The organism is Devosia sp. Soil_C_22, assembly GCF_057657195.1.
On record NZ_JBDGIY010000001.1, the window covers coordinates 1,337,089 to 1,349,219 of the forward strand.

16 protein-coding genes are annotated in these 12,131 nt (G+C 66.4%); 4 read left to right on the plus strand and 12 right to left on the minus strand.

The genetic code is table 11. The annotated features are described in order from the left end of the window. Window positions 1-850: 850 nt before the first annotated feature. The 4 genes from AC3A6I_RS06325 to AC3A6I_RS06340 all read right to left on the minus strand — a co-directional run bounded on the left by AC3A6I_RS06325 (window position 851) and on the right by AC3A6I_RS06340 (window position 4,791). Window positions 851-1,465, minus strand: coding sequence for a 2'-5' RNA ligase family protein (locus AC3A6I_RS06325; protein ID WP_487542672.1), 615 nt, complete (start codon window positions 1,463-1,465; stop codon window positions 851-853). A gap of 71 nt (window positions 1,466-1,536) precedes the next feature. Then, complete coding sequence (gene alr, locus AC3A6I_RS06330; RefSeq protein WP_487542674.1) at window positions 1,537-2,673, minus strand: alanine racemase; 1,137 nt, start codon at window positions 2,671-2,673, stop codon at window positions 1,537-1,539. Between the two features lie 2 nt (window positions 2,674-2,675). Continuing rightward, on the minus strand, window positions 2,676-4,166 hold the full coding sequence (locus tag AC3A6I_RS06335) for a replicative DNA helicase (protein WP_487542676.1): 1,491 nt from the start codon (window positions 4,164-4,166) through the stop codon (window positions 2,676-2,678). Window positions 4,167-4,362: 196 nt separating this feature from the next. Further along, window positions 4,363-4,791: a MarR family winged helix-turn-helix transcriptional regulator gene (locus AC3A6I_RS06340; protein ID WP_487542678.1), complete on the minus strand. Its 429-nt coding sequence runs from the start codon at window positions 4,789-4,791 to the stop codon at window positions 4,363-4,365. Window positions 4,792-4,864: 73 nt separating this feature from the next. Between AC3A6I_RS06340 and AC3A6I_RS06345 the strand changes: the two genes are divergently transcribed. Further along, a complete protein-coding gene (locus tag AC3A6I_RS06345) occupies window positions 4,865-5,398 on the plus strand; it encodes a cytochrome b (protein WP_487542680.1) in 534 nt (177 codons plus the stop codon). Between the two features lie 4 nt (window positions 5,399-5,402). Here AC3A6I_RS06345 and AC3A6I_RS06350 read toward each other — a convergent pair whose 3' ends face one another. Then, a complete protein-coding gene (locus AC3A6I_RS06350; RefSeq protein WP_487542682.1) occupies window positions 5,403-6,155 on the minus strand; it encodes a TetR/AcrR family transcriptional regulator in 753 nt (250 codons plus the stop codon). 111 nt (window positions 6,156-6,266) lie between these two features. Between AC3A6I_RS06350 and AC3A6I_RS06355 the strand changes: the two genes are divergently transcribed. Beyond that, on the plus strand, window positions 6,267-6,743 hold the full coding sequence (locus AC3A6I_RS06355) for an SRPBCC family protein (RefSeq protein ID WP_487542683.1): 477 nt from the start codon (window positions 6,267-6,269) through the stop codon (window positions 6,741-6,743). 59 nt (window positions 6,744-6,802) lie between these two features. On the opposite strand, the gene AC3A6I_RS06360 is transcribed toward AC3A6I_RS06355, so the two are convergent. From AC3A6I_RS06360 to AC3A6I_RS06380, 5 genes are all read right to left on the minus strand, one after another. Continuing rightward, the gene (locus tag AC3A6I_RS06360; RefSeq protein WP_487542685.1) at window positions 6,803-7,477 is read right to left on the minus strand and encodes an outer membrane protein; all 675 of its coding nucleotides are present in this window, start codon (window positions 7,475-7,477) and stop codon (window positions 6,803-6,805) included. A 180-nt stretch (window positions 7,478-7,657) separates the two neighbouring features. Next, the gene (gene rplI, locus AC3A6I_RS06365) at window positions 7,658-8,236 is read right to left on the minus strand and encodes a 50S ribosomal protein L9 (protein WP_487542687.1); all 579 of its coding nucleotides are present in this window, start codon (window positions 8,234-8,236) and stop codon (window positions 7,658-7,660) included. 81 nt (window positions 8,237-8,317) lie between these two features. Next, the gene (gene rpsR, locus AC3A6I_RS06370; protein WP_055048535.1) at window positions 8,318-8,572 is read right to left on the minus strand and encodes a 30S ribosomal protein S18; all 255 of its coding nucleotides are present in this window, start codon (window positions 8,570-8,572) and stop codon (window positions 8,318-8,320) included. A 21-nt stretch (window positions 8,573-8,593) separates the two neighbouring features. Next, on the minus strand, window positions 8,594-9,007 hold the full coding sequence (gene rpsF, locus AC3A6I_RS06375) for a 30S ribosomal protein S6 (RefSeq protein ID WP_487542689.1): 414 nt from the start codon (window positions 9,005-9,007) through the stop codon (window positions 8,594-8,596). A 214-nt stretch (window positions 9,008-9,221) separates the two neighbouring features. Further along, the gene (locus AC3A6I_RS06380) at window positions 9,222-9,407 is read right to left on the minus strand and encodes a hypothetical protein (protein WP_487542691.1); all 186 of its coding nucleotides are present in this window, start codon (window positions 9,405-9,407) and stop codon (window positions 9,222-9,224) included. 63 nt (window positions 9,408-9,470) lie between these two features. Between AC3A6I_RS06380 and AC3A6I_RS06385 the strand changes: the two genes are divergently transcribed. Next, the gene (locus tag AC3A6I_RS06385) at window positions 9,471-10,418 is read left to right on the plus strand and encodes a threonine/serine dehydratase (protein ID WP_487542693.1); all 948 of its coding nucleotides are present in this window, start codon (window positions 9,471-9,473) and stop codon (window positions 10,416-10,418) included. Here the strand turns inward: AC3A6I_RS06385 and AC3A6I_RS06390 are convergent. Continuing rightward, entirely contained in the window at window positions 10,415-10,786 is a 372-nt protein-coding gene (locus AC3A6I_RS06390) for a type II toxin-antitoxin system VapC family toxin (protein ID WP_487544991.1), read from the minus strand. The two genes, AC3A6I_RS06385 and AC3A6I_RS06390, sit on opposite strands and share 4 nt — an antisense overlap. After that, complete coding sequence (locus AC3A6I_RS06395) at window positions 10,773-10,973, minus strand: type II toxin-antitoxin system VapB family antitoxin (protein ID WP_487542695.1); 201 nt, start codon at window positions 10,971-10,973, stop codon at window positions 10,773-10,775. Before AC3A6I_RS06395 ends, AC3A6I_RS06390 begins: the two co-directional genes overlap by 14 nt. Window positions 10,974-11,144: 171 nt before the next feature. On the opposite strand from AC3A6I_RS06395, the gene fabD reads away from it, so the two are divergent. After that, window positions 11,145-12,095 carry an ACP S-malonyltransferase gene (fabD, locus tag AC3A6I_RS06400; protein ID WP_487542697.1) on the plus strand — a complete coding sequence of 317 codons (951 nt, stop codon included), beginning with the start codon at window positions 11,145-11,147 and terminating at the stop codon, window positions 12,093-12,095. Window positions 12,096-12,131 lie beyond the last annotated feature (36 nt).

Consider the following 12,131-nt stretch of genomic DNA (forward strand, 5'->3'; position numbering starts at 1 on the left):
CCCCTCGCGGGGAGGGGTTGGGGGTGGGGGTCCATCGGTGATCACCGCACCACCCCCACCCTCGATCCCTCCCCGCAAGGGGGAGGGAGGCGGAGTGGCATGGTCCGTGACGAACTGTTGGCCACGCCGATGCATCCGGCGGCCATTGGCCCCGGAGGATGTCAAAGAACCAAGCGACGTGCCGGCGAGGCGTTTGCCCTCGCGGTTAGTCCGCAATGTAATTGAGGCTCACGCCTCGCCGGCCGATCGGGGTTTTGGGCTTATGGCACGTGGGCCCGGGCGCATCCCGTGCCGCATCGCTTCTGATCGTGCGAGGCCGTAACGGCTGGCATCCGCCCCACCGCCACGACGTTGCGGCTGCCTTGTGCGTGGCAGCCTCGACCCTGGAGCCCGCTCCGCATCGAGCATCTCCTCGCGTTGCTAGCGGCGTCCCCGGCGAACCGGATCGTGCCGACGTGCTTTGGGCCTGGACCGGCACGACTGCCAACCCACCCAATCTCCACCGCACCAACCACTCGTCATGATCTCGCTTCGGTGCAGCGGACGGGGGGAGGATATGATGGGTGGCGAGGGAGGGGGGATAAGATTGTTCCGCAGGTCCAGTGCGCGGGGCCACCCCCACCCACCCGCTTCGCGGGTCCCCCCTCCCCACAAGGGGGAGGGAGAGCCGACTGAGAGGCCGGCGAGAACCCCAGTACAGGCTTAGAGGCTTCGGTTCTTGCGCGGTGTCCCTCCCCTTGATGGGGAGGGTAGTGGAGCTTGGCCGCTTGCGGCCTAGCGGAACTGGGTGGGGTGGGGCCTATGCCCTGGCTGAAGCATTGGCCCACCCCCTCCAAGCTCCCTAGTTCGGTTACCTCGCGGGCCACCTCCCAAGCACCTCGTATCGGCTCTGCCCAAAATGGCTGCGCACCAGGGCGAAGCCCTCCACCTGCAGAGGCAGCGGTTTGGGCAGCCGTGTCTTGGGCACCTGTACGCGGTCGTAGAGCAGTGTCAGGTGGAATTGCGTCATCGGTAGCGAGCGGGGCTCAAAACCGCGTTCCAGCATGCCCCAGCGCAGTTGCCGCTCGAGCTCGGCGAGCGGCGCGGCGTCTTCCGGCAAGAGGACCAGCGGCGATGGTCCGCCGGGGCGAGGCTTGAAGCTCATCAGGCGGGCGAGCCGCAGTGCGAACGGCATGAAGGCGACCGCATCGGCGGCCGCGCTTGCCAGCTCGAGATCGTCGGCGGTCAGCTCCTGATGATAGCCGACGCCGGTGACCGAGATGTGCCGCGTGCCCGGGCCGAGCAGGGGCGCCGCGATGCCGCGGCGTTGCCGCTCGGCACCCGCGAGGGCCGTGAGTTCAGCGTCGAGCCGGTCACCGACCAATATGGCGAAGAACGTCGGATCGCGGCCGGGCCCCGGCGGCAGGCGCGCGACTTTCGCGACAGGGGCGGGCGGGGCGAATAGCGGTAGCTGGTCGACGGACATGGTGCTTCTCCTGGGCCGGACAGGGAAGCATCCACGACCATCTCAGGTCAAGAACAAAACAAGAACAAAACTCAGCCTGCGGTGCTGCCGCTTTCCGCATAGTGCCGGGTGTAGCGGCCCTTGAGGCTGGTGAGGATCTCGTAGCCGATGCTGCCGGCGGCATCGCCGTGATCGTCGACGGTGACCTGCGAGCCGATGATCTCGACCATCTCGCCGGGTGCGGGGATTTGCGGCAGGTCGGTGATGTCGATGCCGATCATGTCCATCGAGACGCGGCCGACGACCGGGCAGAGCTGGCCGCGCACCACCACGTTGGTGCCGCGATGGTTGTTCGACGAACTGAGCGCGCGGAAGAAGCCGTCGGCATAGCCGATGGCGACGATGGCGAGGCGGCTGTCGCGCGACATGGTCTGCAGCGCGCCATAGCCGACGGTCTCGCCGGTCTTGACGTCCTTGGTCATCAGGATCGGCGCTTCCAGCGTCACCACCGGAGCCATCGGGTTGCGCCGGCCGGCGACAGCGCGGCCGCCGTAGAGCGCGATGCCTGGGCGGACCATCTGGAAATGGTTCTCGCGATTGGTCATCAGCCCGGCCGAGTTCGAGAGCGAGGCCGGAATGCCGGGGAACTGCGCCATCACCGAGGTGAACAGCGCCAGCTGTGTGCGGTTCTTCTCGTGCCCGGGCACGTCGGCGCAGGCGAGATGGCTCATGATCATCTGCGGCGCATAGCCGACCTGCTCGATGAGACGGCGGACGATCGAGGTCTCGTTGAGCCGGAAGCCGAGCCGGTTGATGCCGGTGTCGAAATGCAGCGCCGCCGGCAGGGCCTGGTTGGACTCGAGGCAGGCCTTCAGCCATTCCTCGAGCATGGGGATCGAGGCGAGGCACGGCATCAGCCGCTCGCCGACATAGAGCGCGGCGGCGCCGGGGAACAGCCCGTCGAGAATGAAGATATGGCTGTCCTCGGGCAGGGCGGCGCGCACGGCGATGCCCTCGTCGGGCGTCGCGACGAAGAAGAAGCGCGCGCCGGCCTCGTAGAAGGCGCGCGAGGACTGGACGATGCCGGTGCCATAGGCATCGGCCTTCACCACCGCGCCGGTCAGCGCGCCGCGGCTCACCTTGTCGAGCGCCACCCAGTTGCGCTTGAGCGCGCCCAGGTCGACGGTCAGGCGGCCGCCATAGCCGGTCGCAATGGCCGGTGCTGCCATCACTATTCCATCCTCTCGGGCAGGTAGTCGGCGCGCGCGAGGTTGCCGAAGCGCGTGAACTGCGCCTCAAAGCTCAGCTGCACGGTGCCGGTGGGGCCGTGACGCTGCTTGCCGATGATGACTTCGGCGCGGCCGTGCACCTGTTCCATTTCACCCTGCCACGCCAGATGCTCAGGAGTGCCCTCCTTGGGCTCCTTGTTCTTGAGGTAGTACTCCTCGCGATAGACGAACAGCACCACGTCGGCGTCCTGCTCGATGGAGCCGGATTCGCGCAGATCGGCAAGCTGCGGATGCTTGTCGTCGCGGTTCTCGACCTGACGCGACAGCTGGGAGAGCGCGATGATCGGCACTTCGAGTTCCTTGGCCAGCGCCTTGAGCGTGGTGGTGATTTCCGTGAGCTCCTGCACGCGGTTCTCGTTGGCGCGCTTGGACGAACCGCTGAGGAGCTGCAGGTAATCGACGATCAGGAGGTCGAGGCCCTTCTGGCGCTTCAAACGCCGGGCGCGGGCGGCGAGCTGGGCCACCGAGATACCGCCGGTATCGTCGATGAACAGTGGCACCTGCGCCATCAGGTTGGACGTATCGACCAGCCGGTTGAACTGGCTCTCGTGGATATTGCCGCGGCGGATATCGGAGGACGAGATTTCGGCCTGCTCGGCGAGAATACGGGTGGCGAGCTGCTCGGCACTCATTTCGAGCGAGAAGAAGCCGACCGCGCCGCCATCGATGGTCTTCATGCGCCCGTCGGCCTGCACTTCGGACCTGTGGCTCTTGGCCACGTGGAAGGCGATGTTGGTGGCGAGCGAGGTCTTGCCCATGGCGGGACGGGCCGCGAGGATGATCAGGTCGCTTCGCTGCAGGCCGCCCATCAGCCGGTCGAGATCGTTGAGGCCGGTGGCGGTGCCAGAGAGCGAGCCGTCGCGGCTGTAGGCCTCGCCCGCCATCTTGATGGCTTCGGTCAGCGCTGTGGAAAAGCTCTGGAAACCGCCATCGGCGCGGCCCTTTTCGGCAATGGCGAAGAGCGCCTTCTCGGCTTCTTCGATCTGCTTGCCGGCGGTGGTCTCGACATCGGAATCATAGGCGGTCTGCACCACCTCCTCGCCGATCTGGATCAGGTCGCGGCGGATGGCGAGGTCGTAGATGGCCTGCCCGTAATCGGCGGCGTTGAGCACGGTGGTGGCTTCCGCCGCGAGCCGCGCCAGGTATTGCGGCATCGTCACTTCGGCGGTGAGCTGGTCACCAAGATAGGTCTTGGCGGTGATCGGCGTCGCGGTCTTGCCGGCCCGGATGATCTTGCCCATCACCTCGTAGATGGTGCGGTGGATCGGCTCGTAGAAATGCTCGGGGAGCAGGAAGTCGGAGACGCGGTAGAACGCCTCGTTGTTGACCAGGATGGCGCCCAGCAGGGCCTGCTCCGCCTCCACGTTGTGGGGCGCGATGCGGAAGGACTTTTCGTCTTCCGGACGCAGGCGATGCACGTTGTTGTCGGCCATGGCGACTCGGACTGTCCCCCAAAGTGGTAAGGATTGGTTTACCAGCCATCGGGTCGGCGCCGTGTCATCAAACTGCGACGACTCGGTGACGATTCGAAGGCCCTGTGGGTACTGTTGAAAGCGGGGGAAACCAAGGCGCCGCGTTTGCAAATCGTACGCCGCGCGGCATCCGAGTCGTGGCGCCTGGCCGCCGAGGTCAGTTCCCGTCGCGCTCGAGCACCGAAATGATGCGGTGCAGCATGTCATAATACTGTTCGCGCTCGGCCGGTGTGAGCACCGACATGGCGGCGGCGTTGAGCGCGACGGCCTGCTCGAAGGCGGCTTCCGCCCTCTCGACGCCGAGCGGAGTAAGGCTGACGAGCGCGCTGCGCCTGTCGTTGGGATCGGGCCGGCGCTGGATCAGTCCGTCACGCTCCATGCGGGCCAGCGTGTTGGCCATGGTCGGCTGTTCCACCGTCGCCGAGACGGCCAGCTCCTTCTGCGTCAGCGCCTTGCCGCCCTGCAGCGCGAAAAACACCGGCATCGGCCCGACGCCGGCCCCCAGCCGCCGCTCCAGCGCCCGGGCGAACAGCCGCGCCGCCCAGTTAGTGAGATAGCCGGCTGAGACATCGCGATCATAGGTCATATGCATAGCTTGCTATGTAAATCCATAGTGTGCTATGTAATCCGCCGGGGCAGCCAAAGACAAGGAGATCGTGATGGCTCTGAAGAGTTCCGCCACCCGCTACGGCGATGTCGCCATCGCCATCCACTGGCTCACCGCGGCATTGATCGTTGCCCTGTTCGCAACCGGCCTCCTGGCGGCCGGCCAGGCCGATCCTGCGGCCAAGCTGGCGTTGGTGCGTGCCCACGTGCCGCTCGGGGCAGGGGTGCTGTTGCTGACGCTGCTGCGCATCGTGTGGTGGCTGGTCGCCGACCGTCGGCCCGGCGCCGTATCCGGGTTGCCCGGCTGGCAGGCGATGGCGGCACGGGCCGTGCATGTCGGCCTCTACCTGGTCGTGCTGGCGTCGGCCGCCAGCGGCATCGCGACGATCGTGCTGTCGGGCGCGCTGCCGGTGATCCTCGCGGGCGGGTTGCTGCCCGACTTCAACACGCTGCTGCCGCGAGCCGTGCATGGCGTCGGTACCAAGGCGATGCTGGCGCTGCTGGTGGCGCATGTCGGCGCCGCGCTCTGGCACCAGTTCATCCGCCGCGATCACCTGCTGGCACGCATGGGCGTCGGCCGGGTGTAGGCGCCTAGCGGCTGCGGATCAGCACTTCGATGCCGTCGAGCAGCCGTTCGAGGCCGAAGTTGAACGCCTCTTCGCCCCAGAACTCGCCGTCACGAGCCGCCGTAGCGGCGCGGCCGATGCGGGCGGCCAGCGGAAACCGGCGCGCATCGGCGTAACGCTCGAGCTGCGGCATCACCTCAACCCACCACTGCGGATCCTCGAGCCCGCTGCCGCGCCGTTCGGCCCGCAGCTGCGATTCGAGCGCGCTGATATGGGCGGCGTGGTTGAGGATCGCCGCGAGGGTCTGGTCCATCTCGACATCGGTGAGGCCGATCTCGGCGAGCGCGCCGAGCTCGACCTCGTGCTTCATGAGCTCATGCGGCCCCATCAGCGAGCGCGCCGGCCGCGCCGCGTGCAGCCAGGGATTGGCGAGGAGCAGCGCGCGATTGGCTCTGGCGACGTGCGTCAGTCGCGTCCGCCAGCCATCGCCGGCCGGAAGCGCCCCGGGGTAGAGGTCGCGATAGGCATGGTCGACCATGAGCGCCAGCAACGCCGCCTTGCCGGGGGCGAAATTATACGTGGCCATGGTCCGCACGCCGAGCTTTTCGGCGATGGCGCGCATTGATAGCGCATCGATGCCGGACGCTCGCGCCAGTTCGGTTGCGGCCGCCACGAAGTCGCTGACGCTGAGGCCGGTGCGGCCGACCGGCCGGCTGTGGTCGCTCCACAGGAGCGCGATCGTCTCCGCCAGGGAGGCATCAGATGTGCGGCCGGCCACTCCCGACTCCGTCCGTTGTGCCCGCCGACTATCGCCCGGAACGTCGACCTTTGACAGATACGCAATATCGATACAATGTATCGATATTGCGTATCGATAGGAGATGAGCCGATGAGCGAACAGATCCCGGGCTTTGAGGCTTGCGCCAAGCGCGGCGAGGTGGACCCGGCGGCGCCGGTGCGTGCCCGTGGCAGCATCGTCGTCAACCGCGCGCCGGATCTTGTGTGGGCCGCGCTGGCCGACGTGACCAAGTGGCCGGAATTTCGCTCTGATATCCATGACATCGCCAGCGTCGGCCCAGCCGCACCTGGCGGCAGCTTTTCGTGGTCGACCGGCGACATTGCCGTGCAGTCGCGCTTCGCCATCGTCGAGCCGGGCCGTCTCCTCACCTGGACCACGGCGGTTCCCGGCCTGCTCGAGGCGGTGCATGTCTATCGGTTCGAGGCGGCGGGGCAGGGGGCAACGCTGGTTTCGGCCGAGGAGTCGATCAACGCGCCGATCGCCGCGCGGCAGCTGGACGATGCGCAACTGGGCCGCCAGATCGCCAGCTGGCTGGCGGGCATCAAGGCTTTCGCCGAACGCAGCTGAGTGCAAAAGCAGAAGGGCCGGGATTGCTCCCGGCCCAAACTGGTCTATGCGCTGTTTTGTCAGAAGCTGAAGCTGACGCCCGCCTGCACGATGTGATTGGTCGCGTCCGTCGTGACGTCGACACCGGCCGGAACCACGATGCCATCGACTTCCGTGTCGGCATCCATCATCACGCGATAGCGGTAACCCAGGTCGAGCGCGATATTGTCGGCGACGTCCATCTTTATGCCCGCGCCGAGCTGGTAGAGGAAACCGCTGGCGTTGATGTCGCCCGGCAGGCCGTCAGTCGAAACCTCGACCGTGCCGTATCCCAGGCCTGCGCCGAGATAGGGCGTAAAGCCCGTGTCGTTCTCGAAGTCGTACCAGAGGTTGGCGAGGACGTTGAAGCCGGTGCTGGTCGCATCGATGTCATCCGGAATGGCAACGCCGGCGACAGTGTCGACGTCGGCCTGGATGTAGGAGAACTCGACTTCACCGCGCAGGTTCTCGTACACCGTGGTGCCGATGGCGCCGCCGATGATGAAGCCGGGGTCGAGCTCGGTTTCGACGGTGAGACCAATGCCGTCGGTGACGGAGGTATCGCCGGTCGCGAAGGAGCCGCCGGCAAAGAAGGTGGCGTAGAAGCTGGGTGGCACAGCTATGTCGGCGACCGGCTCCTGGATGATCAGGTCTGCAGCCATCGCCGAACCCGTCATGAGGCTCGCGGCGGCAGACAGGATGAACAAACGATTCATGGCAATAAGCTCCTCAAATATGAGTAAGCGATGCCAGCTTATGATAACGATGCCAACTGGCGGAGAATGCGTAGCCGGCAATTGGTGGCAGACCTGTGACGGCTTCGCCACAATGCGGTCAAGACGGAAAAAGGGCCGGGATTGCTCCCGGCCCTTTGCACTTCGGCTGATGGCGAAAGCTTACTCTTCGCTCTCGTAGGCGTCGGCCGCGGCAGAGCCGGCCTCGGCCTGGCCGGCGGCGAATTCCTCGGCCGCGGCGTCGTCGTAGTTGATCGCGGTGAGATCTTCACCGGCGGCCTGGCGGGTCGCCTCGTCTTCCGAGCGGGCGACGTTGACCGTGATCGAGACCGCAACCTCGGCATGCAGGTGCAGCGGCACCTGGTGCACGCCGACCGTCTTGATCGGGGTGGCGAGATCGACCTGCGAGCGGGTCACGCTGAAACCATCGGCGATCAGCGCCTCGGCGACGTCGCGCGAGGCGACCGAGCCGTAGAGCTGGCCGGTTTCGCCGGCCTGGCGGATCATCACCACGGTGTGTCCGTTGAGGCCTTCGGCGATCCCGGCAGCGGCCTCGCGGCGCTCCTGGTTGCGCTTCTCGATGTCCTCGCGGTCGCGCTCGAAGCGCTTGCGGTTGGCTTCGGTAGCGCGCAGAGCACGGCCGGTCGGGAGGAGGAAGTTACGGGCGAAACCGTCCTTCACGCTCACTTCGTCACCGATGTGGCCGTGCTTGCCGATACGCTCGAGCAGAATGACTTTCATGTCTTTGTCCTTTGCTGTCCTGCCATGCAGGCAGTTAGGAGCGGCCGGCTATCCGGCCACCCCAGCCAATCCCGTAGACCGTTACTGAACGGCGTAGGGCATGATGCCGATGAAGCGGGCGCGCTTGATGGCCTTGGCCAGTTCGCGCTGCTTCAGGGCGGAAACCGCGGTGATGCGGGAGGGGACGATCTTGCCGCGCTCGGAAACGTAACGCTGCAGCAGGCGGACGTCCTTGTAGTCGATCTTGGGCGCGTTCGGGCCCGAGAACGGGCAGGTCTTGCGGCGGCGCTGGAACGGACGGCGGGCCGTGGTCGTGGTCAGGTCTTTGATGGCCATTTTTCTCTATCCTTCCGAGTATCAGAACCGGCGCGGCGGACGGCTGCCGCGGTCGAAGCCGCCGCGATCGCCACGCGGGCCACCCGGACGGTCGCCGCGGTCGTCGTCGCGGTCGCGCTTCTGCATCATGGCCGACGGGCCTTCCTCGAGCTCATCGACGCGGATGGTCATGAAGCGCAGGATGTCTTCGCTCAGGCCCTGCTGACGCTCCATCTCGGCAATGGCCGAGTGCGGGGCATCGATATTGAGCAGGGTGTAGTGCGCCTTGCGGTTCTTCTTGATGCGGTACGAGAGGGACTTGAGACCCCAGTACTCGTTCTTGGTCACCTTGCCGCCGCCCTGGGTGATGAGGTCGGTGAACGCGGTGGTCAGTTCCTCGACCTGGGTCGGGGACACGTCCTGGCGGGCCAGGAAGATATGCTCGTAGAGGGCCATGTAGCGCCTTCCTTTTCGAGTGGTTCAACACTCATTCCCTCGGCGCGGAGCCTCCTTGAAGCCGGAAAGGCGTCAAAGCAGTCTTCTAAGAAGCGGGAACACGGGAGGACGGGACGAACCCTATCGGCAACAGCCAACCCTCCGTTCAGCCCCCGGCCGAACGAATGTGAGCGGGGCTATAGGGGAAAAGGGCCGCGATGGCAAGGGATGGCAGCTATGCCAGCCGCGCTCCAGCCGGCACCTCGAAACCTTGCGACTTGAGCAGCGACACGATCGAGGGCGTCAGCGCGCGGCAGCCGCAGGCTTGCGCGTGGGCGTAGTGCCACTCGGCCCGCTGTTTCTTGGTGGGATTGGGCGGCATGCGGTTCGCCTGGTGCCATTCGGCGTTGATCTTGCCCATTTGCAGTCCCTGTGCGAGGCCATCGACCTGATTGCAATATAGGCCGACTGTTTCGAGACCGCCATGACCGCCACAACTCTCCGCGTTCCAGATTTTGCCGCCGTGCGCGCCGTTGCGCCCGTCATTGCGCCTTACGTGCGCCGCACGCCGGTGCTGTCCGTGCCGGCGGCCGATTTCGGGCTGGCGGGCGCCGATATCGGGTTCAAGCTCGAGTTCATGCAGCACTCGGGTACGTTCAAGGCCCGCGGCGCCTTCGCCAACCTGCTGCAGCGCGAGGGGGCGGGCCGCGGCGTGGTCGCAGCTTCGGGCGGCAATCACGGTGCGGCGGTGGCCTATGCGGCGATGAAGCTCGGCATTTCGGCGCATATCTATGTGCCGTCCATCTCCTCGCCGGCCAAGATTGCCCGCATCCGGCAATATGGCGCCCAGATCGTGGTCGGCGGCGATACCTATGCCGATGCGTATGCGGCGAGCCGGGTCTTTGCGGCCGAGCACGGGCTGACCGAGGTGCACGCCTACGATATGTACGAGACGCTGTGCGGGCAGGGCACGGTCGGCCTCGAATGGCTGGAGCAGGCCCAGGGCCTCGATACCCTGCTCGTCGCGGTGGGCGGCGGCGGGTTGATCGGCGGCATCGTCGCGGCGACCGCGGGGCGGGTGAAGATCGTCGGCGTCGAGCCGGAGAACGCGCCCACCCTGGCGCGGGCGCTGCAGGCAGGCGCGCCGGTCGATGTGCCGGTGAGCGGCATCGCCGCCGACAGCCTCGGTGCGCGCCGCATCGGCGAGATCACCTTCGCGCTGTCGGGAGGGATCGAGCGCTGCGTGCTGGTCTCGGACGACGACATCGTCTCCGCGCAGAAGGCGCTGTGGGATGTGCTGCGCGTTGTGTCCGAGCCGGGTGGCGCGGCCGCGATGGCGGCGCTGCTGGCGGGGAAGTACGTGCCGGAAAAGGGCGAGCGCGTCGGCGTGCTGCTCTGCGGCGCCAACACGACGGCGGTGAAGTTCGACTAGTGGTAGTCTATCGCTGCGATCCCTAGACGCTTTGCGGCTTCTGCAAGGCGGCGATCGCGGCTCCACAACCTGCAGTCCGCCGTGATGGTTGCGGAAGCAAGTAGGTGAGCGTCCACGAAGCCAAGTCCGGTCGAGAACAGCCGTCGCTCTTCGATGAGCACCGCAACCTCGTGCTCGCTGGCCACCGAAGGCGGCAGCAGGCGTCGCAGATAGCGCAAAGTCATCGCTCTATCCGACAGTGAGCCGAGTGAAATCTCAAGGAGCACGAACGGATGCATGAGGATGTCCGCACGTGCAGCCAGCTTTCCGACTTCGGCCACGCCCTGTCGGAAATGGTCGATCCAGATCGTCGTGTCAGGCAGGATCATTGCCAAAACGACGTCTTGGTGCCTCGAAATTCGGCTCGCTGCCGCCCAGCGCCGCCAACCGCTTTCCCGCCTCGCGCGCGACGAACCAGCGCAGAGCTTCATTGATCACGGCCGACTTTTCCTTGATGCCGGAAAACTCCTGCGCATCGAGCAGGAGTTGCTCATCTATGGTGATAGTGGTGCGCATCTCACTCTCCGATGCATCAAAAATAGCATCAGATGATGCAGTTTTCAATGCGCGACGGCACCGCCTTGACTTTGCCTTACCCCTCCGGCAAACGCCGCCGCCAACTGGACGGGCGTCCGGGCGGGGCTTAGGCTTGGCCTCAAACAACAAGAACAACGGCGGAGGCCACTCGTGACCAAGCGCGCATTCACCTTCCCCGGCCAGGGCAGCCAGGCCGTGGGCATGGGCAAGGACCTTGCCGACGCCTACCAGGAGGCCCGCAACGTGTTCGCCGAGGTCGACGACGCGCTCGGCCAAAAGCTCTCGGCCATCATGTTCGAGGGCCCGGACGAGACGCTGCGGCTCACCGAGAACGCCCAGCCGGCGCTGATGGCGGTGTCCGTCGCCGTGACCCGCGTGCTCGCGGCGCGTGGCGTGGCGCTGCAGGATCACGCGGCGTTCGTGGCCGGCCATTCGCTCGGCGAATACTCGGCGCTGGCCGCGGCGGGGGCATTCAGCCTTGCCGACGCGGCGCGGCTGCTGAAAATCCGCGGCCAGGCCATGCAGCAGGCGGTACCGGTCGGGCAGGGCGCCATGGCCGCGATCCTCGGGCTCGACCTCGAAACCGTGCTGGCGGCCGCCAATGACGCGTCGGACGGCGAGATTTGCGGCGTCGCCAACGACAATGCCCCGGGCCAGGTGGTGATCTCCGGTCATGTCGGGGCCGTGAACCGGGCCATCGAGCTCTTGAAGGCTGCCGGTGCCAAGCGCGCGCTGCCGCTGCCGGTGTCGGCTCCGTTCCACTGCGCCCTGATGCGCCCCGCCGCCGATGCCATGGAGCACGCGCTGAACCAGGTGACGGTGAATGCGCCGGTGGTGCCGGTCGTCGCCAACGTGCTGGCCGCGCCGATCTCCGACCCTGAAGAGATCAAGCAGCGCCTCGTCGAGCAAGTCACCGGCATGGTGCGCTGGACCGAGTGCGTGAACTGGCTGGTCAAGGATGGCAGCGTGACGCAACTGGTCGAGCTCGGTTCGGGCAAGGTGCTGTCGGGCCTCGCCAAGCGCATCGCGCCCGAAACGGCGACGGTGTCGGTCGGCACGCCGGCGGACGTGGATGCGTTCGTGGCGGAACTGACTGCGTAGAAAAGGCCCCCTCACCCGGCGCTTTGCGCCGACCTC

Bases quoted from the DNA above. Each gene is read 5' to 3' on its own strand.
- AC3A6I_RS06325 (WP_487542672.1), bottom strand. From the start codon at position 1,465: ATGTCCGTCGACCAGCTACCGCTATTCGCCCCGCCCGCCCCTGTCGCG.
- alr (WP_487542674.1), bottom strand. From the start codon at position 2,673: ATGGCAGCACCGGCCATTGCGACCGGCTATGGCGGCCGCCTGACCGTC.
- AC3A6I_RS06335 (WP_487542676.1), bottom strand. From the start codon at position 4,166: ATGGCCGACAACAACGTGCATCGCCTGCGTCCGGAAGACGAAAAGTCC.
- AC3A6I_RS06340 (WP_487542678.1), bottom strand. From the start codon at position 4,791: ATGACCTATGATCGCGATGTCTCAGCCGGCTATCTCACTAACTGGGCG.
- AC3A6I_RS06345 (WP_487542680.1), top strand. From the start codon at position 4,865: ATGGCTCTGAAGAGTTCCGCCACCCGCTACGGCGATGTCGCCATCGCC.
- AC3A6I_RS06355 (WP_487542683.1), top strand. From the start codon at position 6,267: ATGAGCGAACAGATCCCGGGCTTTGAGGCTTGCGCCAAGCGCGGCGAG.
- AC3A6I_RS06360 (WP_487542685.1), bottom strand. From the start codon at position 7,477: ATGAATCGTTTGTTCATCCTGTCTGCCGCCGCGAGCCTCATGACGGGT.
- rplI (WP_487542687.1), bottom strand. From the start codon at position 8,236: ATGAAAGTCATTCTGCTCGAGCGTATCGGCAAGCACGGCCACATCGGT.
- rpsR (WP_055048535.1), bottom strand. From the start codon at position 8,572: ATGGCCATCAAAGACCTGACCACGACCACGGCCCGCCGTCCGTTCCAG.
- rpsF (WP_487542689.1), bottom strand. From the start codon at position 9,007: ATGGCCCTCTACGAGCATATCTTCCTGGCCCGCCAGGACGTGTCCCCG.
- AC3A6I_RS06380 (WP_487542691.1), bottom strand. From the start codon at position 9,407: ATGGGCAAGATCAACGCCGAATGGCACCAGGCGAACCGCATGCCGCCC.
- AC3A6I_RS06385 (WP_487542693.1), top strand. From the start codon at position 9,471: ATGACCGCCACAACTCTCCGCGTTCCAGATTTTGCCGCCGTGCGCGCC.
- AC3A6I_RS06390 (WP_487544991.1), bottom strand. From the start codon at position 10,786: ATGATCCTGCCTGACACGACGATCTGGATCGACCATTTCCGACAGGGC.
- AC3A6I_RS06395 (WP_487542695.1), bottom strand. From the start codon at position 10,973: ATGCGCACCACTATCACCATAGATGAGCAACTCCTGCTCGATGCGCAG.